This is a genomic window from Kitasatospora sp. NPDC090091 (assembly GCF_044747365.1).
GTDB lineage: Bacteria > Actinomycetota > Actinomycetes > Streptomycetales > Streptomycetaceae > Kitasatospora.
On the sequence record NZ_JBIVDY010000010.1, the window covers coordinates 112,051 to 135,775 of the forward strand.

A 23,725-nucleotide genomic window follows, 5' to 3' on the forward strand; every position below is an offset into this window, starting at 1 on the left:
GGGCGGCGCGGGGGCGCGCGCGGCCCGCCCGCCCGCCGCCCCGCGCGCGGGGGGGGGGGGGGGGGGGGGGCCCCCCCCCCCCCCCCCCCCCCGCGGCCGCCCGTCCGGGCCGCGCCACCCGTCCCGCCCCGCGCCACCCTCCAGCCCCTTCGACCGAGGACCTCCGAGGACTTCGATGACGCAGATCGCGCTGCTCGCCCTGGCCGTGACGGCGGTCGCCGCGCTCGCGGCGGCCGGCCTCCTCGCCCGCGGACGGTCCCGGGCCCTCGCCCGCGCCGGCACGGCCGAGACGGCCGCCGCCCACGGCGAGGAGCGCGCCCGCGCCGCCGACGCCCGGCTGGCCCGGGGCGAGCAACAGCTCCGCGACGCGCAGGCGGTCACCCGCCGGGCCACCGAGGAGACCAAGCGCGCCGAGACCCGCGCGCTGGCCGCCGAGGGCCGGGTCCGCGAGGCGGACCAGCGCACCGCGACGGCGGAACACCGGGCCGCCGAGGCCGAACTGCACGCCCGCGCCGCCGAGGACCGCACCGCCGAGGCCGGCCGGCTGCTCGCCGCCGCCGAGGAGCGCACCGCGGCGCTGCTGGCCGAGATCGGCCACCTGGCCGGCGAACGGGTGGCCACCGGCGCGCTGCGGCTCAGCCACCCCAACGCCCCCGCCGCCGGGCCGCTGGACGCCGAGGCGGTCGGCCCGGAGGCGGTCCGGCTGCTGCAGACCGTGCTGGACGCCTCGGCCGCCGCGGTGACCGAGGAGCGCGAGCGGGTCGACGCCGCCGCCCGGGCCGCGATGCGCGGCGCCACCTCCAAGATCCAGACCCTGCTCTACCAGATCCAGAGCCTCGTCCAGCAGCTCCAGAACGACAACGACGACCCGCGGCTGCTGGAGGTCGACTTCCGCAACGAGGTCGCGCTGCGCCGGATCCAGACCATCGCCGTGCTCTGCGAGGCCTGGCCGGGCCTGGCCCGGACCGACTCGCCGCTGGCCGAGGTCGTGATCGGCGCGCTCTCCCGGGTGCCCGGCTACGCCCGGATCAAGGTGGCCAACCACCTGCGGGAGAACCGGCTGGCGGTGGTGGCCCGCGCCGCCGAGCCGCTCGCCATCACCATCGCCGAGCTGCTCGCCAACGCCACCTCGTACTCGCACCCGGAGACGGACGTGCCGGTCACCGTCCAGCAGGGCGGCCGCGGGGCGCTGGTGATCGTCGACGACAGCGGGATCGGGATGGAGGAGGACCAGCTGGGCCGGGCCCGCCGGCTGCTGGCCGGCCCGCCCGAGGTGCTGCTGACCGAACTGGGCAACCCGCCGAAGACCGGCTTCGCGGTGGTCGGCAAGCTCGCCCGGCAGTACGGCTTCTCCTGTCACATCGAACCCTCGCCGTACGGCGGCATGCGGACCATCGTGCGGATCCCGGCAGCCCTGCTGACCCTGGTCGACGGCGAGCAGCCGCTCTCGGTGCTCACCCCGCTGCCGCTGCGGGCCGGCTCCGGCCCGGCCCCGGCCTCCACCGTGCAGGCGCTGCCCACGCGGCGGGGCGGGGCGGACGAACCGGCCGGGCACGAGGTGCCGGACCGGCAGCACGCGCCGGCCATGCACGTCGTGCCGCCGGTGCACGCCGTGCCGGACGACGGCACCGGACTGCCCAGCCGCCGCCGGCGGCAGCCGCTCGGCCACCGTCCGCAGCCCGCCGACGGCGCGGCCGCGGCCGACCCGGCGACGGCGTCGGGGGCTTCGACGGAGGCTCCGACGGCCGAGGCCGCGGTGGACGCGGACGCGCGGACGCCGGAGCAGGCGGCCGCCCGCTGGCAGGCGCTGCAGCAGGGCACCGGCTCCGGCCGGGCCGCCGTCGCAGCGGCCGCAGCCGCCGACGGGGCCACGACCGGCACCGACCCCGCTGCCGCTCTCGCCCCCGAGACCGACCCCATCTCCGCTGCCGCTCTCGCTGTCGCCCCCGAGACCGACCCGGCCGCCGTCCCGACGGCCGGCACCGCCCCCGAGACCGACCCGGCCCCCGCGGCCACCCCGTCCCCCGCCCCGACCACCACGCAGCCCCTCACTGCGAGGACCAGCACCGACGCCCGGGCCGCCGACCACGGCGACCCCGACGACGGCGCGGCCGACCACACCGGCCCCGCCGCCGCCCGCACGGGCCAGACCGGCCACCGTCCCGCCCCCTCCCCCGAAGGAGCCGAGCAGTGAGCAGCACGCCCAGCCCCACCGCCACCGACGAGATCTCGTGGGTGCTGACCCCGCTGCTGGAGCTGCCGGGCGTCCTGCACGCGGTCATCGCCACCGGTGACGGTCTCGTCGAGGGCGCCTCGGACGGCCTCGGCCGCGCCTCTGCCGAGCGGGTCGCCGCGATGACGGCCACCCTGCACGCCGCCTCCCGGGCGTTCACCACCTCGTTCACCGACGTCGAACAGCCCCGGCTGGCCCAGACCGTGGTCGAGTCCGACCTCGGCTTCGCCATCGTCGTCCCGGCCGGCGAGAACACCTCGCTCGCGGTGTTCACCACCCCGGAGGCCCAACTCGGCAACGTGGCCTACCAGATGCAGGTCCAGGTGGCCGCCCTCGGCCGCGCCCTGGCGAGCCCGGCCAGGCGGCAGGACGCGACAGCGCGGTCATGACCGCCGTCCCCCGCAGGCGGATGGTCCCCGCCTACCTGGCCACCGGCGGCCGGTCGCGGCCGGGCACCGCCGGCTTCGAGCGGCTCACCGTGCTGTGCGCGACGGGCACCGAGCCGTCGCCGGAGTCGCCGGAGCTGGAGGCCGAGCACCGCCGGCTCTGGGAGTTGCTGAGGCCCGGAGCACTGACCGTGGTGGAGGCCGCCGCGCACCTGCGGCTCCCGGTGAGCGCCACCGTCTTCCTTGCGGCCGATCTGGTCGAGGCGGGCTGCCTCCGGGCCCGTGCCCCGATCCCCCGCGCCCAGCAGACCGACCGCACCATCGTCGAGAGGCTCCTCGTTGGACTCCGCGCACTCCGGTAGCCCGGCCGACCGCACCGGTCGGGCGAGCCGCGTGGGCTACCTGCCCGACCGGGACCAGACCCTGATGAAGCTGGTCGTCGCCGGCCCGTTCGGCGTCGGCAAGACGACGCTGATCCGCACCCTGTCGGAGATCGCGACCCTCCACACCGAGGAGGCGATGACCGAGACCGGGGCGCCCGTCGACGACGCCGCACTGCTGCCCGGCAAGAGCACCACCACGGTGGCGGTCGACTTCGGCCGCCTCACCCTGCCCGGCCAAGTGGTGCTGTACCTGTTCGGCACCCCCGGACAGCGCCGGTTCTTCCCGCTCTGGCAGGACATCGCCCGCGGCGCCGTGGGCGCGCTGGTGCTGGCCGACACCCGCCGGCTGGCCGACTCCTTCGAGATCATGGACATGGTCGAGGAGCAGGGCCTGCCCTACGCGGTGGCGGTCAACGGCTTCCCCGACGCGCCGGTGCACTCCGTCGACGTGCTCCGGGCCCACCTGGACCTGCACCCCGCCACCCCGCTGGTGCTCTGCGACGCCCGCGAGCGCCGTTCCAGCCTGGACGCGCTGATCGCGCTCGCCGAGCACGTCCTGCACGGCCTGCCCCCAGCCCCCGATCCCGCCCCGGAGGGGCCGTGACCGACACCCGCACCGCCACCGACGCCCCGGCCACGGAGGTCGCCGAGGCTCCGGCCCCCACCGCCCCCGCGACGGCCGCGCGGCCGACCCCGATCTACGGCCCGGCGTTCGCCGCCGACCCGCAGCTCGTCTACGACCGGCTGCGCCGCCACGGCGCCGTCGCCCCGGTGGAGATCGCCCCCGGCGTCGAGGCCCTGCTGGTCACCGACTACCAGGCGGCCCTGGACCTGCTGCGCGACACCGACACCTTCTCCAAGGACTCCCGGGCCTGGCAGCAGACCCTCCCGCCGGCCTCCCCGCTGCTGCCGATGCTCGGCTACCGCCCCACCGCCCTGTTCAGCGACGGCGAGGTGCACGCCCGCTACCGCCGGGTGATCACCGACGGGCTCGCCCTGCTCGAACCGCACCTGCTCCAGCGCAAGGTGGCCGAGGTCGCCCACCGGCTGATCGGCGCCTTCGAGTCGGTCGGCACCGCCGACCTGATCGCCGAGTACGCCCGGCAGCTGCCGATCTCCGTCGTCACCACCTGGTTCGGCGTGCCCGAGGAGCACAGCGACCGGCTGGTGGCCGGCATCGCCGGGATGATCGAGTCCACCGAGAAGGCCGTGGCCGCCTACGGGGACCTCATCGCGGTGGTCACCGCCATGGTCGCCGAGCGGCGCGAGCACCCCCGGCACGACCTCACCTCGTGGTTCGTCACCCACCCCGCCGGGCTGGACAACGAGGAGGTGATCCGGCAGATCACCCTGACCATGATCGCCGGGCACGAGCCGACCACCAACCTGATCGGCAACGCCCTGCTGCGCCTGCTCACCGACGCCCGCTACGCCGGCTCGCTGATCGGCGGCGCGATGACCGCCTACCAGGCGATCGACGAGGTGCTCTGGCACGAGCCGCCGATGGCCAACCTCTCGGCGCACTACCCGCGGTACGACATCACCTTCCACGGCCGGGAGATCCCGGCCGGCTCGCTGGTGCTGGTCTCCTACGCGGCCGCCAACTCCCAGGCCGCGCCGCCCGCGGAGGGCACCGGGCTGCGCAGCGGCGAGTCCGCGCACCTGGCCTGGGCGGCCGGCCCGCACGCCTGCCCGGCCCGCGACCCCGCGCTGCTGATCGCGATCACCGCGATCGAGCAGCTCACCAGCCGGCTCAGCGACCTCGAACTGACCACCCCCGCCACGGAGCTCCTCTGGCGCCCGGGCCCGTTCCACCGCGCCCTGGTCCACCTCCCGGTCCGCTTCCACCCGGTCTCCGGATAGCACGCGGGCCCGGGAGCCGATGATCGGCTCCCGGGCCCGCGCGGCCCTGCTCCGTCAGGCCTCGTCGGCCGGCTTCAGGGTCAGCGAGATGCTGTTGATGCAGTACCGCTGGTCCGTCGGCGTGCCGTAGCCCTCGCCCTCGAAGACGTGGCCGAGGTGCCCGCCGCAGCGGGCGCAACGGACCTCGACCCGGCGCATGCCGAGCGAGGTGTCCTCGATGTACTGGACGCGGTCCTCGGCCAGCGGCGCGAAGTAGGACGGCCAGCCGCAGTGGCTGTCGAACTTGGTCTCCGAGCTGAACAGCTCGGCGCCGCAGGCCCGGCAGCCGTAGACGCCGACCGTCTTGGTGTCGGTGTACTCACCGGTGAAGGGGCGCTCGGTGCCCGCCTCGCGGAGGACGTGGTACTCCTCCGGCGTGAGCTGGGCGCGCCACTCGGCGTCGGACTTCTCGATCTCGTAGCTCATCACGGCTCCCGTCGGGCGGAATCAGACGTTGGTGGCAACGCTTTCGAGGTGCGTCAGGATTTCCGGGCCCAGGTTGGTGACGTCGCCGGCGCCCATGGTCAGCAGCAGGTCGCCCGGGCGGGCCAGGCCGGCCAGCAGCGCGGGGGCGGCGTCGAAGGCGTGCTCGGCGGTGACGTCGGCGCCGGCCCGGCGGGCCGCGTCGATGATCAGTTCGCTGGTGACGCCGGGGATCGGGTCCTCGCGGGCCGGGTAGATGTCCAGGACGACGGAGGCGTCGGCCAGGGCCAGAGCGGCGCCCATCTCCTCGGCGAGCTGCTGGGTGCGGCTGAACAGGTGCGGCTGGAAGACCACCAGCACCCGGCCGGCGCCCTCCAGACCCTCGCGGATCGCCTCCAGGTCGGCGGTCATCTCGGTCGGGTGGTGGGCGTAGGAGTCGATCACCTGGACGCCGGCGGCCTCGCCCTTGAGCTGGAGCCGGCGCCGCACGCCGGTGTAGGAGCCGAGCGCCTTGGCCAGGTCGGCGGCCGGGACGCCGAGGGCCGCGCCGGCGGCCAGGGCGGCGACCGCGTTGTGGGCGTAGTGGCGGCCGGGCACCGAGACGGTGAAGGCCAGCTCCTCGCCGTCCAGCAGGACGGTGACCTCGCTGGTCATGCCGCGGGCGGTGACCGACAGGACGCGGACGTCGGCGTCCTCGGCAGCGCCGACGGTGACCACGTTCAGGCCCTCGCGTCCGGCCACCCGGGAGGTCAGCTCGCGGGCGCCGTCGTGGTCGGCGGAGACGACCAGGGTGCCGCCGGGGGTGATCCGGCCGACGAAGGTCTCGAAGGACTCGTAGATCTCGTCGATCGAGGCGTAGTTGGCGTGGTGGTCCAGCTCCACGTTGAGCACGATCGCCACCTCGGGCGCGTACTTGTGGAAGCTGCGGTCGCTCTCGTCGGCCTCGGCGACGAAGATCTCGCCGGTGCCGTGGTGGGCGTTGGAGCCGGGAGCGTCGAGGTCGCCGCCGATCGCGTACGAGGGGTCGAGGCCCAGCTCGCCGAGGGCGACGGCGAGCATGCTGGTGGTGGTGGTCTTGCCGTGGGTGCCGGCCACCGCCAGCGCCCGGCGGCCGCCCATCAGCGCGGCCAGCGCGTCGGAGCGGTGGACGACCGGGATGCCGCGCTCGCGGGCGGCGGCCAGCTCCGGGTTGTCCGCGCGGATCGCGCTGGAGACGACGACGCTGCTGACGCCGTCCGGGACGTGCTCGGCGGCGTGGCCGATGTGCACGCTGGCGCCGAGCGCACGCAGCGCGAGGACGGTCTCGGACTCCTTGGAGTCGCTGCCGGAGACGCTGGCGCCGCGCACCGCGAGGATCTTCGCCAGGCCGGACATCCCGGCGCCGCCGATGCCGATGAAGTGCGGGGCGTGCAGGTCGTGCGCGGCGTCGTTCAAGGCGGGGCTCCGTACAGGCGATGGGTCCCTCCCGCCCGTACGGCGGGCAAGGAGGGAAGGACAGGGGTGTGCGGCCGGGTCCGCGAGCCGATGTGCGAATCGTCCTCGCGGGCGGACCGCAAGGACGATTCTGCACCACGTGCGCGTCCGGTCAGGAGTCGCTGGCGAACAGCCGCAGGACCGGGACGCCCACCTTGTGCCGGGCCTGGGAGGCCCAGTCGCGGTGGAAGAACTCCTCCACGAAGTGCGGCGAGGTGAGCACGACGACCTCGTCGGCCCGGTGTTCCTCGACCACCGAGCGCAGCCGGTCCAGCGGCTTGTCCTCGACCAGCTCGCCGACCGCCTCGGCCCCGGCGGCCCGCAGGTGGCGCAGGCTGTGCGCCAGCGACTCGTCGCCCACCGTCGGCCCGCTCTCGGACTCGTCGTGCTCGTGCACCACCTTGTCCAGGTGGCCGAGGGCGACGTCGTCCAGCGCCCGCAGCAGCTCGTCCTGCTTGCCGCGCGGCTGCATCAGGACGACGAAGGACACCTTCTCGTCGCTGTGGAGCGTGGTGACCAGCTCCACGTCGGCGTCGGAGAGCGCCTTCTCGATCATCAGTACCGTCTTGAACACGTGAGTCCCTTCCAGTGGCCGGCCCCCGGGCCCCGGCATCGCATCCCATACTGCCCGGCGGAAGCTGTCCGCACGCTGCTCCGCGGGCCACCGGGCCGCGCGGGCGGGCCGTCCCCGGAGGGAGTGCGGCCGCGTCCGGCGATCAGGGGGCCGAGGAGGCGGACTGCGGGTGAAGACGCAGGTAGCGGGTGAAGAGGAATCCTTTCTGCTCGATCAATGAGACCAGCCGCATCCGCTGCGCGTCAGGCATTTGCGCATCGCGGATGATCCGCGGCGCGTCGCCGGCCGTGACCAGCGGCGCGACCGACAGGCACAGCTCGTCCAGCAGCCCCGCCGCGGCCAGCTGGCCGAGCAGCCGCGGGCCGCCCTCGGTCAGCAGCCGCGTCCAGCCCCGGTCGACCAGTGCCGCCACCGCCGCCGCCAGGTCCACCGAGTCCCGCCCGGCGACGATCACGTCGGCCACCCCGGCGACCTCGGCGAGGCGCGCGGGCGGCGCGTCCTCGACGGTGATCACCACCGTCGGGACCAGCGGCTCGGTGAACAGCGGCGCCGCCAGGTCCAGCCCCAGCGAGCGGCTGACCACTGCGATCGCGGGCGCCGCTGCCTGCCCGGCCGCGCGGCGCGCCGCAGCGAACTCGGCCCGCGCCCGCCCCGGCCGGTAGCCCTCGGCGCGGACCGTCTCGGCGCCGACCAGCACCACGTCGGCCAGCGCCCGCAGCACCCCGAAGATCCGCTTGTCGGCGTCCCCGGAGAGCCCCTCCGAGAGCCCGTCCAGCTTCGCCGCCCCGTCCAGGCCGGCCACCATGTTGGCGCGCAGCCACGGCAGGCCCCGATTCACCTGGTCGGGGTACGCGTAGACGGCGGCCAGCGACTCCAGCGAGGCGGGATCGGCGAACGGCTCGGCCAGCGGGCTGATCAACTGATGCATGCCACCAGTCTTCCACCGGCCCCCGCCGGCGGCCCCGAACAGGCCGGTGCGCGACCAGGCGTACCCTCTAGTACCGTGCCCGCAGCAGCCCCACACTCCGACGCCGCGACCGAGTCCATAGCGACCGCCGTCCCGTCCGCCGCCCCCACCGCCCTCACCGACCGGCGCCCCGTCGTCCCCGCCGAGCGCCTGGTGGCCGAGATGGTCCCGCCGCCGCGCTTCTCCGACGTCAGCTTCGGGACGTACCTCCCGGACCCGGGCCAGCCCAGCCAGTACGAGGCCGTGCAGGTCCTGGAGCAGTTCGCCGGCGGCCTCAACGGGGCGGACGGGTCCGCGCCCAGGCGCAGCTGGTTCCGCCGCAGCGCCCCCGCGCCCACCGGCCCGGCCGGCGTCTACCTCGACGGCGGCTACGGCGTCGGCAAGACCCACCTGCTCGCCTCGCTCTGGCACGCCGCCCCCGGCCCCAAGGCCTTCGGCACCTTCGTCGAGCTCACCAACCTGGTCGGCGCGCTCGGCTTCCAGCAGGCCGTGACCACCCTCTCCGGGCACAAGCTGCTCTGCATCGACGAGTTCGAGCTGGACGACCCGGGCGACACCGTGCTGGTCTCCACCCTGCTCGGCCGGCTGGTCGACAACGGCGTCAAGCTCTGCGCCACCTCCAACACCCTGCCCGAGAAGCTCGGCGAGGGCCGGTTCGCCGCCGCCGACTTCCTGCGCGAGATCCAGGGCCTGTCCGCGCACTTCCGCCCGATGCGGATCGACGGCCAGGACTACCGCCACCGCGGCCTGCCGGACGCCCCGCCGCCGTACACCGACGCCCGCGTCGAGGCCGTGGCCGCCGGCACCCCGGGCGCCTCGCTGGACGACTTCGGCGCCCTGCTCGACCACCTGTCCGCCGTCCACCCCAGCCGCTACGGCGCGCTGCTGGACGACGTGACCGCGGTCTGCCTGCGCGGCGTGCGCCAGGTCGACGACCAGTCCACCGCGCTGCGCCTGGTCGTCCTCGCCGACCGGATGTACGACCGCGAGCTGCCGATCACCGCCTCCGGCGTGCCCTTCGACGAGGTGTTCCCGGAGGAGATGCTGCGCGGCGGCTACCGGAAGAAGTACCTCCGGGCGATCTCCCGCCTGGTCGCCCTGGCCCGGGACAGCGCCCGGTAGGGCGCCCCGGCGGAGCGCCCCGGGAGAGTGCCCCGACGGGCGCCGGCCGGGGCCGGGTCGCGGAGTGGGTCATCTTTGTCGGTGGTGGGTCGTACGGTGGACACGTGCGACCCATCACGAGCATTGAGCGGTCAGTGGCGCCCTTCGAGGTCGTCAGTCCCTACCAGCCCAACGGCGACCAGCCCGCGGCCATCGCCGAGCTGGAGCGCCGGATCCGCGCGGGGGAGAAGGACGTCGTCCTGCTCGGCGCCACCGGCACCGGCAAGTCGGCCACCACGGCCTGGATGATCGAGAAGCTGCAGCGCCCCACCCTGGTGATGGCGCCGAACAAGACGCTGGCCGCCCAGCTGGCCAACGAGTTCCGCGAGCTGCTGCCGAACAACGCCGTCGAGTACTTCGTCTCGTACTACGACTACTACCAGCCCGAGGCGTACGTCCCGCAGACGGACACCTACATCGAGAAGGACTCCTCGATCAACGAGGAGGTCGAGCGGCTGCGCCACTCCGCCACCAACTCGCTGCTCACCCGCCGGGACGTGATCGTGGTCGCCTCCGTCTCCTGCATCTACGGCCTCGGCACCCCGCAGGAGTACGTCGACCGGATGGTGCAGCTCAAGGTCGGCGAGGAGATCGACCGCGACGTGTTGCTGCGCCGCTTCGTCGACATCCAGTACACCCGCAACGACCTCGCCTTCACCCGCGGCACCTTCCGGGTCCGCGGCGACACCATCGAGATCTTCCCGGTGTACGAGGAGCTCGCCGTCCGGATCGAGATGTTCGGCGACGAGATCGAGGCGCTGTACACGCTGCACCCGCTCACCGGCGAGATCATCAGCCAGGACGACGCCGTCCACGTCTTCCCCGCCTCGCACTACGTGGCCGGGCCGGAGCGGATGGAGCGTGCCGTCAACGGCATCGAGCAGGAGCTGGAGCAGACGCTCGCCAGGCTGGAGAAGCAGGGCAAGCTGCTGGAGGCCCAGCGGCTGCGGATGCGCACCACGTACGACATCGAGATGCTCCGGCAGATCGGCACCTGCTCCGGTGTCGAGAACTACTCGATGCACTTCGACGGCCGCGAGCCCGGCTCCCCGCCGAACACCCTGCTCGACTACTTCCCGGAGGACTTCCTCCTGGTGATCGACGAGTCGCACGTCACCGTCCCGCAGATCGGCGCGATGTACGAGGGCGACGCCTCGCGCAAGCGCACCCTGGTCGAGCACGGCTTCCGGCTGCCCTCCGCGATGGACAACCGCCCGCTCAAGTGGGAGGAGTTCCTGGAGCGGATCGACCAGACCGTCTACCTGTCGGCCACCCCCGGCCCGTACGAGCTGTCCCGCGGCGACGGCCAGGTCGAGCAGATCATCCGCCCGACCGGCCTGATCGACCCCGAGGTGATCGTCAAGCCCACCGAGGGCCAGATCGACGACCTGGTGCACGAGGTGCGCAAGCGGGTGGAGCGGGACGAGCGCGTCCTGGTCACCACCCTCACCAAGAAGATGGCCGAGGACCTCACCGACTACATGCTCGGCCTGGACATCCGGGTCCGCTACCTGCACAGCGACGTCGACACGCTGCGCCGGGTCGAGCTGCTGCGCGAGCTGCGGGCGGGCAGGTACGACGTGCTGGTCGGAATCAACCTGCTCCGCGAGGGCCTCGACCTGCCCGAGGTCTCCCTGGTGGCGATCCTGGACGCGGACAAGGAGGGCTTCCTGCGCTCCGGGACGTCGCTGATCCAGACCATCGGCCGCGCCGCCCGTAACGTCTCCGGCCAGGTCCACATGTACGCGGACCGGATCACCCCCTCGATGGAGAAGGCGATCGAGGAGACCAACCGCCGTCGGGCCGTGCAGCAGGCCTACAACAAGGAGCACGGGATCGACCCGCAGCCGCTGCGGAAGAAGATCGGCGACATCCTGGACACCCTCGCCCGCGAGGACGTCGACACCGACGAGCTGCTCTCCACCGGTTACCGGGGCGGGGCGGCCAAGGGCAAGGCCCCGGTGCCGGCGCTGGGCGCGGACCGCAAGCCGGCCAAGTCGATGCCGGCCGCCGAGCTGGCCGAGCTGATCCAGTCGATGACGGACCGGATGCACGCCGCCGCGACGGACCTCCAGTTCGAGGTCGCGGCCCGGCTGCGGGACGAGGTCAAGGAGCTGAAGAAGGAGCTGCGGCAGATGCGCGAGGCCGGGATCGCGTAGGCCCCGTGGCTCGGGCCCGGGCCCTGTCCGGGTCCCGCCCCGGATCCGCACCCCCGCCGGGTTTGGCCGGTTCCGGCACCGGTCAAGCCCGGCGGTGTCTCAGGCTTGCCACAAACGGGTAGGCGGCGGGCGAAGCGCCGGACCGCAGGCCCTAGGCTTTCCTGCGGTGCCGCCTCCGAAACGGGGCGGGAGCACCAGGGGGCATCAGCCGGGGGACGGCAACGGGGTGTTCCACCGTGGAGCCTGTGCGGCGAACCGCCGCACGGCTGGGCAGAGAGGACGACGCCGTGTCGGTGAACCTTGCCAAGGGGCAGCAGGTCAGCCTGCAGAAGGGGACGGGCGAGTCGCTGACGGTCGTCCGGATGGGGCTGGGCTGGAAAGCGGCGCCCAAGCGGGGCCTGTTCGGCAGCCGGACCAGGCAGATCGACCTGGACGCCTCGGCGCTGCTCTACGCCGAGCAGACGCCGTCCGACGTGGTGTTCTTCCAGCACCTGGAGAGCAACGACGGCTCGGTCAGGCACACTGGGGACAACCTGGTCGGCGGCACCGGCGCGGGCGGCGACGACGAGTCGATCCTGGTCGACCTCGTGCACGTGCCGGCGCACATCACCCAGGTGGTGTTCACGGTGAGCTCCTACACCGGGCAGACCTTCGCCGAGGTGCAGAACGCCTACTGCCGGCTGGTGGACGAGTCCACCGGGCTGGAGCTCGCCCGGTACGAGCTCGCCGGCGGCGGGCCGCACACCGGGCAGATCATGGCCAAGGTCTTCCGCGAGCCGTCCGGCGGCTGGGGGATGCAGGCGATCGGTGCGCCCGCCCGCGGCCGGACCTTCCAGGACCTGCTGCCGGCCATCGAGCCGTTCCTCTAGGCGGCCGCCGGCCCGTTCCCCAAGGGGCTCTTTACCTTCTTTACCTTCCCTTGGAATTCCTGTTACCCTCGATGGCAGCGGAGGGGAGTATTCCCTGCAGCAGTAGTCCCGTCATCACGGGCGCCCTGGAAGCGGCGTCCCGGGGCGCTGGTCCGAGCGCTCGCAGTCGCGAGCCCGTCGGGCGGAAGAGACCTCCGGCAGTGACGATGACTGTCTCGCCTACCTGCCGGAGGAGCAGTAGTGGACGTTTCCGTAAGCATGTGGGTCGGCACGATCGGTGTGCTGTTGGCGCTGATCGTGGCCGACTTCTTCATCGGCGGCCGCAAGCCGCACGAGGTCTCGATCAAGGAAGCGGGAATCTGGACCACGGTCTGGATCGTGCTCGCCGCGGTCTTCGGCGGGTTCCTCTGGTGGCACTCCGGTTCGCAGCCGGCCGGTGAGTTCTTCGCCGGGTACATCACCGAGAAGTCGCTCAGCGTCGACAACCTCTTCGTGTTCATCCTGATCATGGGCAAGTTCGCGGTGCCGAGGATCTACCAGCAGCGCGTGCTGATGTTCGGTGTGATCATCGCGCTGGTGCTGCGCGCGGTCTTCATCGCCGGCGGCGCGGCCCTGGTGGCCCAGTTCTCGTGGGTGTTCTTCATCTTCGGCGGCTTCCTGGTCTGGACGGCGTGGAAGCTGATCAAGGAGGCCCGGGCCGAGGAGGAGGACGAGGAGTTCGAGGAGAACCGCCTGCTCAAGTCGATCGAGCGGCGCTTCCCGTCCACCGACAAGTACCACGGCACCAAGCTCTTCATCCGGGAGAACGGCCGTCGGCTGATGACGCCGATGCTGATCGTGATGCTGGCGATCGGCACCACCGACGTGCTGTTCGCGCTGGACTCGATCCCCGCGATCTTCGGCCTGACCCAGGACCCGTACATCGTCTTCACCGCCAACGCCTTCGCCCTGATGGGTCTGCGCCAGCTGTACTTCCTGATCGGCGGGCTGCTGAAGAAGCTGGTCCACCTCTCGTACGGCCTGTCGGTGATCCTCGGCTTCATCGGGGTGAAGCTGGTGCTGCACGCGCTGCACGAGCAGGGTGTGCACGTGCCGGAGATCGGCATCCCGTTCTCGCTGGGCTTCATCGTGGTGGTGCTCGCCGTCACCACCGTGACCAGCCTGGTGGCCGCGAAGAAGCAGGAGCGGGAGGCGGTCGAGCAGGCGGAGAAGGTCGACGCCTGACCGTCGCCCGACCCCTCGGACGGCAGTGGCCCCCGCGACCGGAGACGGTCGCGGGGGCCACTGCGCGTCCGGGGCTACCAGCCGCGCTCGCGCCACTCCTGGAGGTGCGGGCGCTCGGCGCCGAGCGTGGTGTCGTTGCCGTGCCCGGGGTAGACCCAGGCCTCGTCCGGCAGGACGTCGAAGATCTTCTCGTTGACGTCCTTGTACAGGCTCTCGAAGGCCGCCGCGTCGCCCCAGGTGTTGCCCACCCCGCCGGGGAACAGGCAGTCGCCGGTGAAGACGTGCGGGTGGCCCTGCGGGTCGTCGTAGACCAGCACGATCGCCCCCGGGGTGTGGCCGACCAGGTGCCGGACGGTCAGCTCGACCTGGCCGACCCGCAGCCGGCCGCCGTCGGCCAGCCGCAGCTCGGTCGGGACGTCGATGCCCTCGGCGTCGTGCTCGCCGGCCGCGGTCCGGGCGCCGGTGGTGGCGACCACCTCGGCGAGCGCGCCCCAGTGGTCGTGGTGGCGGTGGGTGGTGACCACCGTGGCGAGTTCGTCGCCGACGGTCTCCAGCAGGACGGGCGCGTCGGCCGCGGCGTCGATCAGCAGCTGCTCGTCGGTGGCCCGGCAGCGCAGCAGGTACGCATTGTTGTCGTACGGGCCGACGGCCACCTTGGTGATGATCAGGTGGGCCAGCTCGCGCACGTCCGGCGGTCCGCCGACCTTGACCGCTCCGTGGTACGTCATCCGTCCGCTCCTCGCTCTGTCGGTCCTGGGATCATCCTCGCGCGGTCAGCCCATGGGGGGAAGCTGGGGGAGCGCGGCGTCGGGGGTGCGGCGCAGTCCGTCGCCGCCGGAGCGGCCGGAGAGCCAGGCGAGCAGCGCCCGGACCGGCCCCTCGACGGTCAGCGACGGCGTGCCGGTGCCGATCACGCCGCGGTCCTCGGTGTCGTCGGCGACCAGCTCGACGGCGGGCAGGTCGGCGCCGGCCAGCCGGGCGGAGAGCTTGCGGAACTCGGTGACCGCGAACAGCTCCGGCCAGTGCGCGGGGGTGTAGCCGGCGTCCAGGTCCACGTGGTGGTACTCGACCTCGGCGAGGCGCTTCCAGGGGATGTCGGAGGCCGGGAAGACGTAGCCGGTGCGGTGGCGGACGTCGGCCGTCCAGGCCTCGGCGGGCAGCAGGGCGGCGGCAGCGGCGAAGCGCTCGTCCGACGCGCGCAGGTCGGCCAGCTGGACGTCCACCGGGCGCGGGGCGCCGTCCTCGATGCCCTGGTCGCGCACCTCGCCGCTGGGGTACTGCGGGATGTCGGTGCCGGTGCGGGCGCCGTCCAGGAGGTTGACCAGGGAGTCGGCGTTGCGGGCGACGTGCGCCAGTACGTGGCCCCTGGTCCAGCCGGGGAGCGCGGAGGGCTCGGCGACGGCCTCGGGCTTCAGTCCGGAGACGGTGTGCAGCAGGTGCCGGGTGCCCTCCTCGACCAGGCTCAGCCGGTCGGCGGCGAGGGCGGCGGCGGTCTGCGGGTCGGTCATCGAATCAGCCTTCCGGTGGGAGGCGGTGCGTTGCCCACGGGGGGCACCGCTCGTTCACCAGGTGACGCTATCGCCGATCCGGGCCCTGAGCAGGTGCTTTCCGGGACGGGGTGCGGACGGTCGGGGCCGGGCCGTCACTCGTTCGGGTGGACTCCGCTTGACCGGCTCGATAATCGAACGCCTGAGCTATAGGCTGGCTGCCGCATCCTGGAAGAAGAACACCTCTCACCGCAAGCCGTCTCGCCCCGGAGAAAGGCGCCAGAAGCAGTGGCCGACCGCCTCATCGTCCGCGGTGCTCGCGAGCACAATCTCAAGAACGTCTCGCTCGACCTGCCCCGCGACTCCCTCATCGTCTTCACGGGCCTCTCCGGCTCCGGCAAGTCCTCGCTGGCCTTCGACACGATCTTCGCCGAGGGTCAGCGCCGCTACGTCGAATCGCTCTCCTCCTACGCCCGGCAGTTCCTCGGGCAGATGGACAAGCCCGACGTCGACTTCATCGAGGGCCTCTCCCCGGCCGTCTCGATCGACCAGAAGTCCACCAACCGCAACCCGCGGTCGACCGTCGGCACCATCACCGAGGTCTACGACTACCTGCGCCTGCTGTTCGCGCGGATCGGCAAGCCGCACTGCCCGCACTGCGGCCGCCCGATCGCCAAGCAGTCCCCGCAGGCCATCGTGGACAAGGTGCTGGAGCTCGCCGAGGGCACCCGGTTCCAGGTGCTCAGCCCGGTGGTGCGCGAGCGCAAGGGCGAGTTCGTCGACCTCTTCGCCGACCTCCAGTCCAAGGGCTACGCCCGCGCCCGGGTGGACGGCGCGACGATCCAGCTCGCCGAGCCCCCCAAGCTCAAGAAGCAGGAGAAGCACACCGTCGAGGTGGTCATCGACCGGCTCACCGTCAAGGGGAGCGCCAAGCGGCGGCTGACCGACTCGGTGGAGACGGCCCTGCGGCTCAGCGGCGGCATGGTCGTGCTCGACTTCGTCGACCTTCCGGAGGACGACCCGGAGCGCGAGCGGATGTACTCCGAGCACCTCTACTGCCCGTACGACGACGTGTCGTTCGAGGAGCTGGAGCCGCGCTCGTTCTCGTTCAACTCGCCGTTCGGCGCCTGCCCGGACTGCTCCGGCCTCGGCAACCGGATGGAGGTGGACCCGGAGCTGGTGATCCCGGACGAGGAGCGCTCGCTGGACGAGGGCGCCATCCACCCGTGGTCCGGCGGCCACACCAAGGAGTACTTCCAGCGCCTGATCGACGCCCTCGCCGGCGAGCTGGGCTTCCGCACCGACATCCCGTGGGCCGGGCTGCCGGCCCGCGCCAAGAAGGCGCTGCTGTACGGGCACAAGCACCAGGTCGAGGTGCGCTACCGCAACCGCTACGGCCGGGACCGCTCGTACACCACGGGCTTCGAGGGCGCGGTGCCGTTCATCCAGCGCCGGCACAGCGAGGCGGAGAGCGACTCCAGCCGCGAGCGCTTCGAGGGCTACATGCGCGAGGTGCCCTGCCCGACCTGCGAGGGCACCAGGCTCAAGCCGATCGTGCTCGCGGTGACGGTCGAGGGCCGGTCCATCGCCGAGGTCTCGGCGATGTCGATCAGCGACTGCTCCGAGTTCCTGGGCGCGATGAAGCTCAACGCCCGCGACAAGAAGATCGCCGAGCGGGTCCTCAAGGAGGTCAACGAGCGGCTCCGCTTCCTGGTCGACGTCGGCCTGGACTACCTCTCGCTCAACCGCGCGGCCGGCACCCTCTCCGGCGGCGAGGCCCAGCGCATCCGGCTCGCCACCCAGATCGGCTCCGGCCTGGTCGGCGTGCTCTACGTGCTGGACGAGCCGTCCATCGGCCTGCACCAGCGGGACAACCACCGCCTGATCGAGACGCTGGTCCGCCTGCGGGACATCGGCAACACCCTGATCGTCGTCGAGCACGACGAGGACACCATCAAGACGGCCGACTGGGTGGTCGACATCGGCCCCGGCGCCGGCGAGCACGGCGGCAAGGTGGTGCACTCGGGCTCGCTGAAGGAGCTGCTCGGCAACAAGGAGTCGCTGACCGGCCAGTACCTCTCCGGCAAGCGCAGCATCCCGATCCCGGCCGCCCGCCGTCCGCGGGACGCCAAGCGCCAGCTGACCGTTCACGGCGCCCGCGAGCACAACCTCAAGGACGTCACGGTCGGCTTCCCGCTCGGCACCTTCACCGCGATCACCGGCGTCTCCGGCTCCGGCAAGTCCACGCTGGTCAACGACATCCTCTACACCCACCTCGCCCGGGAGCTGAACGGCGCCCGCAGCGTGCCCGGCCGGCACACCCGGATCACCGGCACCGACCTGGTGGACAAGGTGGTGCACGTCGACCAGTCGCCGATCGGCCGGACCCCGCGCTCCAACCCGGCCACCTACACCGGCGTGTTCGACCACGTCCGGCGGCTCTTCGCGGAGACGCAGGAGGCCAAGGTCCGCGGATACCTGCCCGGCCGGTTCTCGTTCAACGTCAAGGGCGGCCGCTGCGAGAACTGCTCCGGCGACGGCACCATCAAGATCGAGATGAACTTCCTGCCCGACGTCTACGTGCCGTGCGAGGTCTGCCACGGCGCCCGGTACAACCGGGAGACGCTGGAGGTGCACTACAAGGGCAAGTCCATCGCCGAGGTGCTGGACATGCCGATCGAGGAGGCGCTGCACTTCTTCGAGGCGGTCCCGGCGATCGCCCGGCACCTGCGGACGCTCAACGACGTCGGCCTCGGCTACGTCCGGCTCGGCCAGTCCGCGCCGACGCTCTCCGGCGGTGAGGCGCAGCGCGTCAAGCTCGCCTCCGAGCTGCAGAAGCGCTCCACCGGGCGCACGGTCTACGTGCTGGACGAGCCGACCACCGGCCTGCACTTCGAGGACATCAGCAAGCTGATCAAGGTCCTCACCGGCCTGGTGGAGAAGGGCAACACGGTGATCGTCATCGAGCACAACCTCGATGTGATCAAGACCGCCGACTGGATCGTCGACATGGGCCCCGAAGGCGGATCCGGCGGTGGCACGGTGGTCGCCGAGGGCACCCCGGAGCAGATCGCCGCCGTCCCGGACAGCCACACCGGCAAGTTCCTGCGGGACATCCTGCCGGGGGAGTTCAACGACGCCCCGGTCGCGGTGAAGGCCCCGCGCAAGCGGGCCGCCGCCAAGAAGTAGCCGGCCCGGCACCGCCGGCAGCCCGTCCGGTACCGCACCCGGCCGTCCCGCCTCGGGACGGCCGGGTGCGGCGCATAGACTGCCGCTGACCGTCGACCGCCCCCACCCCCCGAGGAGCAGCCACCGATGTCCGAGGCCCCCGAGAGCCCCGCCGCCTCCCGTCGCACCGTGCTCTGCGGTGCCGCCGCCGTCCTGGCCGCCGGGGGCACGGTCGCCCTGTCCGGCTGCGCCTCCGGCGGCTCCTCCACCACCGCCAAGTCCTCGGCCCCCGCCACGCCCAAGGAGCCGGTGGTGGTCGGCCCGGCCGCGGACGTGCCGGTGGGCGGCGGCAAGGTCTACCGCGAGAAGAAGATCGTCGTCACCCAGCCGTCCGCCGGCAAGTACGAGGCCTTCAGCGCGGTCTGCACGCACGCCGGGTGCGTGGTCGACAAGGTCGAGGACCACCTGATCAAGTGCCCGTGCCACGGCAGTTCGTTCAACATGGACACCGGCGCCCGCGTCGAGGGCCCGGCGATCAAGCCGCTGCCCCAGTACGCGGTGGCCGTCGACGGCGACAACCTCAAGGTCACCCCGGCCTGAGCCGCCGCACGCACCGCCCGGCCGGTGCTGCACCCCGCCTCGCCGCCCCACCCCCGTCGGGGCGGCGAGACCTCCTGCACGGGCTGCACGGCTCCATCGTGCGGTGCCCGGGCCGTGCAGCGACAGGCTTTTCGGCCCAGGCTTAAAGCCCCTGCTGGACGGCGCACGGCGGGGGGCGCGAGACTTCCGGCAGCGGCGGAGGCATGGGAGGGACTTCGGTGCTGCGGATCCACTTCACGGCCGACGATCTGGCGCGGACGAGGACGGTCTCCACGGTCGGGGCGGCGGCCGAGACCGGCCACGCGCTGACCCTGCTGACCTGCCCGAACGTCCCCGCGGTCTTCCACCCCTGGCGCCAGGGCCTGCGCGGCCGGCTGGACGCCCCGCTGAGCCGCCGGCTGCGCCCGCTCGCCTCGCTGTTACCGCACAGCGGGCCCGGCATCGACCTGATCGCCCTGACCGGCACCGAGCCGACCATCGAGTCCGGCGTCGACCGCCTGCTGAGCACCTCCGACACCGTGCTGCGCCTGGAGTTGGAGCACCTGTCGCTGCCCCGGGCCGCCCCGGGGTGGCTGCGGGCGCTGGCGGACGGCGACCAGGAGGCCCGGCGCGTCCTCGCCGACTCGCTGGAAGCCTGCTACCGCGCGGTGGTGCAGCCCCACTGGCAGCGGATGCGCGGGCAGTTGGACGCCGTCCGGGCCGACTGGGCGCGCACCGTCCTGGAGGGCGGCATCGAGCGGCTGCTGGAGGCCGTCTCCCCGACGCTGGTCCGGTGGGAGGCCCCCGTCCTGAAGGTCCGCTTCCCCCGGGAGGTGGACGTCTTCCTGAACGGCCGCGGGCTGGTCCTGGTGCCGACGGTGTTCCTGGTCGGCCATGCGGAACTGCTCACCGACCTCGCCGACGAGAGCGCACCGCCGGTCCTGGCCGTGCCCGCCCTCGCCGATCCGCTCGCCGCGGCCGCGTTCTGGGGCGACGGGGAGCCCGACCGCAAGCCCCTCGGCGCGCTGCTCGGCCGGACCAGGGCCGCCGCCCTGGGCGTCGTGGCGGAGGGCTGCAGCACCGGCGAACTGGCCCGCCGGCTCAACATCTCGCCCGCGGCGGCGAGCCAGCACGCGGGCGTCCTGCGCGAGGCGAACCTGATCACCACCCGGCGCCGCGGTGGCGCCGTGCTGCACTCGATCACCCCGCTCGGCACGGACCTGCTCAACCGGGGCGGCGGCCGGTGACCCCGCGCACCCCGGCCGCCCGCCGGGCCGGCGACCGCACCGCCCGCCGGGCCGCCGCCCGAGCTGCGGACCGGCCCACGGGACGCCCCGCCGACTGGGTACGGTGGACCCATGGCTGACCCGTCCACCTACCGCCCGGCGCCCGGCGCGATCCCGACGTCGCCCGGGGTCTACAAGTTCCGCGACGCCCACGGGCGGGTCATCTACGTCGGCAAGGCCAAGAGCCTGCGCCCCCGGCTCTCCTCCTACTTCCAGGACCTCGCAGGGCTGCACCCACGCACCGCGACGATGGTCACCACCGCGGCCTCGGTGGAGTGGACAGTGGTCACCACCGAGGTCGAGGCGCTCCAGCTGGAGTACTCCTGGATCAAGGAGTTCGACCCCCGTTTCAACGTCAAGTACCGCGACGACAAGAGCTATCCGGAGCTCGCGGTCACCCTCAACGAGGAGTACCCGCGGGTCCAGGTCATGCGCGGGGCGCACAAGAAGGGCGTGCGCTACTTCGGCCCCTACGGCCACGCCTGGGCGATCCGCGAGACGGTCGACCTGCTGCTGCGCGTCTTCCCCGTCCGCACCTGCTCCAACGGCGTCTTCAAGCGCGCCCGCCAGGTCGGCCGGCCCTGCCTGCTCGGCTACATCGGCAAGTGCGCCGCACCCTGTGTCGGCAAGGTCTCGGCGGACGAACACCGGGCGCTGGCCGAGGACTTCTGCGACTTCATGGCCGGCCGCACCGGCAACTACCTGCGCCGGCTGGAAGAGCAGATGCAGGAGGCCGCCGCGGAGATGGAGTACGAGAAGGCCGCCCGGCTGCGCGACGACATCGGCGCGCTCAAGCGCGCGATGGAGAAGAACGCGATCGTCCTCGCCGACGCCACCGACGCCGACCTGCTGGCCGTCGCCGAGGACGAACTGGAGGCGGCCGTCCAGATCTTCCACGTCCGCGGCGGCCGGGTCCGCGGCCAGCGCGGCTGGGTCACCGACAAGGTCGAGGACGTCGACACCGCAGGCCTGGTCGAGCACGCCCTGCAACAGCTCTACGGCGGTGCCGGTGCGGAGGAGCGGAGCGAGTCCGTCCCGCGCGAGGTGCTGGTGCCCGCGCTGCCCGAGCCCGTCGAGCCGGTGCGGGACTGGCTGTCCGGCCTGCGGGGCAGCCAGGTCGACCTGCGCGTCCCGCAGCGCGGCGACAAAAAGGACCTGATGGCCACCGTGCAGCGCAACGCCCAGCAGGCGCTGGCGCTGCACAAGACCAAGCGGGCCTCCGACCTCACCACCCGCAGCCGCGCCCTCCAGGAGATCGCGGACGCCCTGGAGCTGGACTCCGTGCCGCTGCGCATCGAGTGCTTCGACATCTCGCACCTCCAGGGCGAGGACGTGGTCGCCTCGATGGTGGTCTTCGAGGACGGCCTGGCCCGCAAGAGCGAGTACCGCCGGTTCCAGATCAAGGGCTTCGAGGGCCAGGACGACGTCCGCTCGATGCACGAGGTGATCAGTCGCCGGTTCCGCCGCTACCTCCAGGAGCGCGAGCAGACGGGGGAGTGGGCCGTCCCCGAGGCCGACGACCCGGTCGACCCGGTCGGCCCGGCCGGTCCGGACGAGCCGGGCAGCACGGTCGGCCCGGGCAGCCCGGTGGGCACGCCCGGCACGGACCGGCCCGGAACGGACGGCGCCGAGGCCCCGGCCGGCCCGGTCGACCCCGACACCGGCCGCCCGCGCCGCTTCGCCTACCCGCCGCAGCTGCTGGTCGTCGACGGCGGGCAGCCGCAGGTCGCCGCCGCCAGGCGCGCCCTGGACGAGCTGGGCATCGACGACGTCGCCCTCTGCGGCCTGGCCAAGCGCCTGGAGGAGGTCTGGCTGCCCGGCGAGGACGACCCGGTGGTCCTGCCGCGCAGCAGCGAGGGCCTCTACCTGCTCCAGCGGGTCCGCGACGAGGCCCACCGGTTCGCGATCACCTACCAGCGCACCAAGCGTTCCAAGCGACTCACCGCCGGGGAACTGGACTCCGTCCCCGGCCTCGGCGAGACTCGCCGCCAGGCACTGCTCAAGCACTTCGGCTCGCTGAAGAAGCTCCGGGCGGCCACTGTCGACGAACTCTGCGCCGTCCCCGGCATCGGACGCCGGACGGCGGAGACTGTTGCGGCAGCGTTGTCGTCCCGTACACCCGCGGCACCCGCAGTGAACACCGCCACCGGCGAGATCATCGATGACAGCGCGGACGCGGCCGGCCCGGCCGGCGACACCGTGGCCGACGCAGCGCCCCAGACCGCACCATCCCAGGAGACGCCATGACGGCCGACGCCGCCCGTCAGCCGGCGCGCCCCGAGCTCACTCGCCCGAGTGAGCCGGGGAAGCTTGCCCGCGCGACGCGCGTTCTCCTCAGCAGAACCACCGAGAGCGGGGAACCGAAGTGAGCATGTCCGACGATGGGGGCACCCGGCCGCTGGCCGGCGAGGAGAACGCCCCGGAGCTGGTGATCATCTCCGGTATGTCCGGAGCCGGCCGGTCCACCGCCGCCAAGTGCCTGGAGGACCTGGGCTGGTTCGTGGTGGACAACCTGCCGCCGGCCCTGATCCCGACCATGGTGGACCTCGGCGCCCGCTCCCAGGGCAACGTGGCCCGGATCGGCGTCGTGGTGGACGTCCGCGGCCGGCAGTTCTTCGACGACCTGCTCACCTCCCTGGACGAGCTGGAGAAGCGCGGAGTCCGGCTCCGGGTCGTCTTCCTGGACTCGTCCGACGACGCCCTGGTCCGCCGTTTCGAGAACGTCCGCCGCCCGCACCCGCTGCAGGCCGACGGCCGGATCGTCGACGGCATCGCCCAGGAGCGGGACCTGCTGCGCGAGCTGCGCGGCGAGGCCGACCTGGTGATCGACACCTCCAACCTCAACGTGCACCAGCTGCGGGCCAAGCTCGACGCCCAGTTCGCCGACCACGACGAGCCCGAGCTGCGCGCCACCGTGATGTCCTTCGGCTTCAAGTACGGTCTTCCGGTCGACGCCGACCTCGTGGTGGACTGTCGCTTCCTGCCGAACCCGCACTGGGTCCCCGAGCTGCGAGCCCGTACCGGCACCGACGCCGACGTCGCCGACTACGTGTTCCAGCAGCCCGGGGCCAACGAGTTCCTCGACGGCTACGCGGAGCTGCTTCGCATCGTCGCCGAGGGGTACCGGCGCGAGGGGAAGCGCTACATGACGCTTGCCGTAGGCTGCACCGGTGGAAAGCACCGCAGCGTCGCGATGTCCGAGCGCCTGACCAAGCGCCTCATCGCCGACGGTGTGGAAACGGTGCTGGTCCACCGTGACATGGGACGGGAGTAGCCGCCGCACCCCTGCCGGGCCGCCGGTGGAGGCCGGCGGCCGGCAAGTTGGAACGCGAGGTGGGTGTGACGGGATACGTGCCCGGGCGGCAGCTGCAGAACAGGACCGCCGACCGGACGGGGGTCCCGCCGCGAGCCGCGGCGCCCAGCCGGACGCGCACCGGGCCGGTCCGCACCA

The 23,725-nt window shown here is 73.0% G+C and carries 20 protein-coding genes; 14 read left to right on the top strand and 6 right to left on the bottom strand.

Annotated features, from left to right (window positions below; all coding sequences use genetic code 11):
• The first annotated feature begins 175 nt into the window (after positions 1-175).
• The 5 genes from ACIPSC_RS19040 to ACIPSC_RS19060 are packed head-to-tail and all read left to right on the top strand — an operon-like array spanning position 176 to position 4,865.
• Positions 176-2,194, top strand: a complete 2,019-nt coding sequence (locus tag ACIPSC_RS19040; protein ID WP_400826953.1) for an ATP-binding protein — start codon at positions 176-178, stop codon at positions 2,192-2,194.
• The gene (locus ACIPSC_RS19045) at positions 2,191-2,622 is read left to right on the top strand and encodes a roadblock/LC7 domain-containing protein (protein WP_400826954.1); all 432 of its coding nucleotides are present in this window, start codon (positions 2,191-2,193) and stop codon (positions 2,620-2,622) included. Before ACIPSC_RS19040 ends, ACIPSC_RS19045 begins: the two co-directional genes overlap by 4 nt.
• Entirely contained in the window at positions 2,619-2,981 is a 363-nt protein-coding gene (locus tag ACIPSC_RS19050) for a DUF742 domain-containing protein (RefSeq protein ID WP_400826955.1), read from the top strand. Before ACIPSC_RS19045 ends, ACIPSC_RS19050 begins: the two co-directional genes overlap by 4 nt.
• Entirely contained in the window at positions 2,959-3,606 is a 648-nt protein-coding gene (locus ACIPSC_RS19055; RefSeq protein ID WP_400826956.1) for a GTP-binding protein, read from the top strand. Before ACIPSC_RS19050 ends, ACIPSC_RS19055 begins: the two co-directional genes overlap by 23 nt.
• Entirely contained in the window at positions 3,603-4,865 is a 1,263-nt protein-coding gene (locus ACIPSC_RS19060) for a cytochrome P450 (RefSeq protein ID WP_400826957.1), read from the top strand. The genes ACIPSC_RS19055 and ACIPSC_RS19060 overlap by 4 nt, the downstream gene beginning before the upstream one ends.
• Positions 4,866-4,919: 54 nt before the next feature.
• Here the strand turns inward: ACIPSC_RS19060 and msrB are convergent, their stop codons facing one another.
• The 4 genes from msrB to ACIPSC_RS19080 all read right to left on the bottom strand — a co-directional run bounded on the left by msrB (position 4,920) and on the right by ACIPSC_RS19080 (position 8,302).
• A complete protein-coding gene (gene msrB, locus ACIPSC_RS19065) occupies positions 4,920-5,330 on the bottom strand; it encodes a peptide-methionine (R)-S-oxide reductase MsrB (RefSeq protein ID WP_400826959.1) in 411 nt (136 codons plus the stop codon).
• Positions 5,331-5,351: 21 nt separating this feature from the next.
• Complete coding sequence (gene murC, locus ACIPSC_RS19070; protein WP_400826960.1) at positions 5,352-6,761, bottom strand: UDP-N-acetylmuramate--L-alanine ligase; 1,410 nt, start codon at positions 6,759-6,761, stop codon at positions 5,352-5,354.
• 151 nt (positions 6,762-6,912) lie between these two features.
• A complete protein-coding gene (locus ACIPSC_RS19075) occupies positions 6,913-7,374 on the bottom strand; it encodes an indole-3-glycerol phosphate synthase (protein WP_313765903.1) in 462 nt (153 codons plus the stop codon).
• 142 nt (positions 7,375-7,516) lie between these two features.
• Positions 7,517-8,302, bottom strand: a complete 786-nt coding sequence (locus ACIPSC_RS19080; RefSeq protein WP_400826962.1) for a dihydrofolate reductase family protein — start codon at positions 8,300-8,302, stop codon at positions 7,517-7,519.
• A 75-nt stretch (positions 8,303-8,377) separates the two neighbouring features.
• On the opposite strand from ACIPSC_RS19080, the gene zapE reads away from it, so the two are divergent.
• The 4 genes from zapE (at position 8,378) to ACIPSC_RS19100 (ending at position 13,754) form a co-directional block, all read left to right on the top strand.
• A complete protein-coding gene (zapE, locus tag ACIPSC_RS19085) occupies positions 8,378-9,463 on the top strand; it encodes a cell division protein ZapE (RefSeq protein WP_400826964.1) in 1,086 nt (361 codons plus the stop codon).
• 104 nt (positions 9,464-9,567) lie between these two features.
• Positions 9,568-11,661, top strand: a complete 2,094-nt coding sequence (gene uvrB, locus ACIPSC_RS19090; RefSeq protein ID WP_400826965.1) for an excinuclease ABC subunit UvrB — start codon at positions 9,568-9,570, stop codon at positions 11,659-11,661.
• A gap of 287 nt (positions 11,662-11,948) precedes the next feature.
• Positions 11,949-12,530 carry a TerD family protein gene (locus tag ACIPSC_RS19095; RefSeq protein WP_238863064.1) on the top strand — a complete coding sequence of 194 codons (582 nt, stop codon included), beginning with the start codon at positions 11,949-11,951 and terminating at the stop codon, positions 12,528-12,530.
• Between the two features lie 240 nt (positions 12,531-12,770).
• Positions 12,771-13,754 carry a TerC family protein gene (locus ACIPSC_RS19100; protein WP_400826967.1) on the top strand — a complete coding sequence of 328 codons (984 nt, stop codon included), beginning with the start codon at positions 12,771-12,773 and terminating at the stop codon, positions 13,752-13,754.
• Positions 13,755-13,828: 74 nt separating this feature from the next.
• Here ACIPSC_RS19100 and ACIPSC_RS19105 read toward each other — a convergent pair whose 3' ends face one another.
• Positions 13,829-14,482 carry an MBL fold metallo-hydrolase gene (locus tag ACIPSC_RS19105; protein ID WP_400826968.1) on the bottom strand — a complete coding sequence of 218 codons (654 nt, stop codon included), beginning with the start codon at positions 14,480-14,482 and terminating at the stop codon, positions 13,829-13,831.
• Positions 14,483-14,527: 45 nt separating this feature from the next.
• Positions 14,528-15,262: a maleylpyruvate isomerase family mycothiol-dependent enzyme gene (locus tag ACIPSC_RS19110; RefSeq protein ID WP_400826969.1), complete on the bottom strand. Its 735-nt coding sequence runs from the start codon at positions 15,260-15,262 to the stop codon at positions 14,528-14,530.
• Between the two features lie 267 nt (positions 15,263-15,529).
• Here ACIPSC_RS19110 and uvrA point away from each other — a divergent pair, with 267 nt between their 5' ends.
• The 5 genes from uvrA to rapZ all read left to right on the top strand — a co-directional run bounded on the left by uvrA (position 15,530) and on the right by rapZ (position 23,548).
• A complete protein-coding gene (uvrA, locus tag ACIPSC_RS19115; RefSeq protein ID WP_400826971.1) occupies positions 15,530-18,430 on the top strand; it encodes an excinuclease ABC subunit UvrA in 2,901 nt (966 codons plus the stop codon).
• Positions 18,431-18,556: 126 nt separating this feature from the next.
• A complete protein-coding gene (locus ACIPSC_RS19120; RefSeq protein WP_400826972.1) occupies positions 18,557-19,009 on the top strand; it encodes a Rieske (2Fe-2S) protein in 453 nt (150 codons plus the stop codon).
• Positions 19,010-19,212: 203 nt separating this feature from the next.
• Positions 19,213-20,235, top strand: coding sequence for a DUF5937 family protein (locus ACIPSC_RS19125; protein ID WP_400826973.1), 1,023 nt, complete (start codon positions 19,213-19,215; stop codon positions 20,233-20,235).
• Between the two features lie 111 nt (positions 20,236-20,346).
• Positions 20,347-22,521, top strand: coding sequence for an excinuclease ABC subunit UvrC (gene uvrC, locus ACIPSC_RS19130; RefSeq protein WP_400826974.1), 2,175 nt, complete (start codon positions 20,347-20,349; stop codon positions 22,519-22,521).
• A gap of 124 nt (positions 22,522-22,645) precedes the next feature.
• Entirely contained in the window at positions 22,646-23,548 is a 903-nt protein-coding gene (gene rapZ / locus ACIPSC_RS19135; protein ID WP_400826975.1) for an RNase adapter RapZ, read from the top strand.
• Positions 23,549-23,725: the final 177 nt, after the last annotated feature.

Excerpts from the sequence above, each read along its gene's own strand:
- ACIPSC_RS19040 (WP_400826953.1), top strand. The coding sequence starts at position 176 with ATGACGCAGATCGCGCTGCTCGCCCTGGCCGTGACGGCGGTCGCCGCG.
- ACIPSC_RS19050 (WP_400826955.1), top strand. The coding sequence starts at position 2,619 with ATGACCGCCGTCCCCCGCAGGCGGATGGTCCCCGCCTACCTGGCCACC.
- msrB (WP_400826959.1), bottom strand. The coding sequence starts at position 5,330 with ATGAGCTACGAGATCGAGAAGTCCGACGCCGAGTGGCGCGCCCAGCTC.
- ACIPSC_RS19080 (WP_400826962.1), bottom strand. The coding sequence starts at position 8,302 with ATGCATCAGTTGATCAGCCCGCTGGCCGAGCCGTTCGCCGATCCCGCC.
- ACIPSC_RS19105 (WP_400826968.1), bottom strand. The coding sequence starts at position 14,482 with ATGACGTACCACGGAGCGGTCAAGGTCGGCGGACCGCCGGACGTGCGC.
- ACIPSC_RS19110 (WP_400826969.1), bottom strand. The coding sequence starts at position 15,262 with ATGACCGACCCGCAGACCGCCGCCGCCCTCGCCGCCGACCGGCTGAGC.
- ACIPSC_RS19120 (WP_400826972.1), top strand. The coding sequence starts at position 18,557 with ATGTCCGAGGCCCCCGAGAGCCCCGCCGCCTCCCGTCGCACCGTGCTC.
- ACIPSC_RS19125 (WP_400826973.1), top strand. The coding sequence starts at position 19,213 with ATGGGAGGGACTTCGGTGCTGCGGATCCACTTCACGGCCGACGATCTG.
- uvrC (WP_400826974.1), top strand. The coding sequence starts at position 20,347 with ATGGCTGACCCGTCCACCTACCGCCCGGCGCCCGGCGCGATCCCGACG.
- rapZ (WP_400826975.1), top strand. The coding sequence starts at position 22,646 with ATGTCCGACGATGGGGGCACCCGGCCGCTGGCCGGCGAGGAGAACGCC.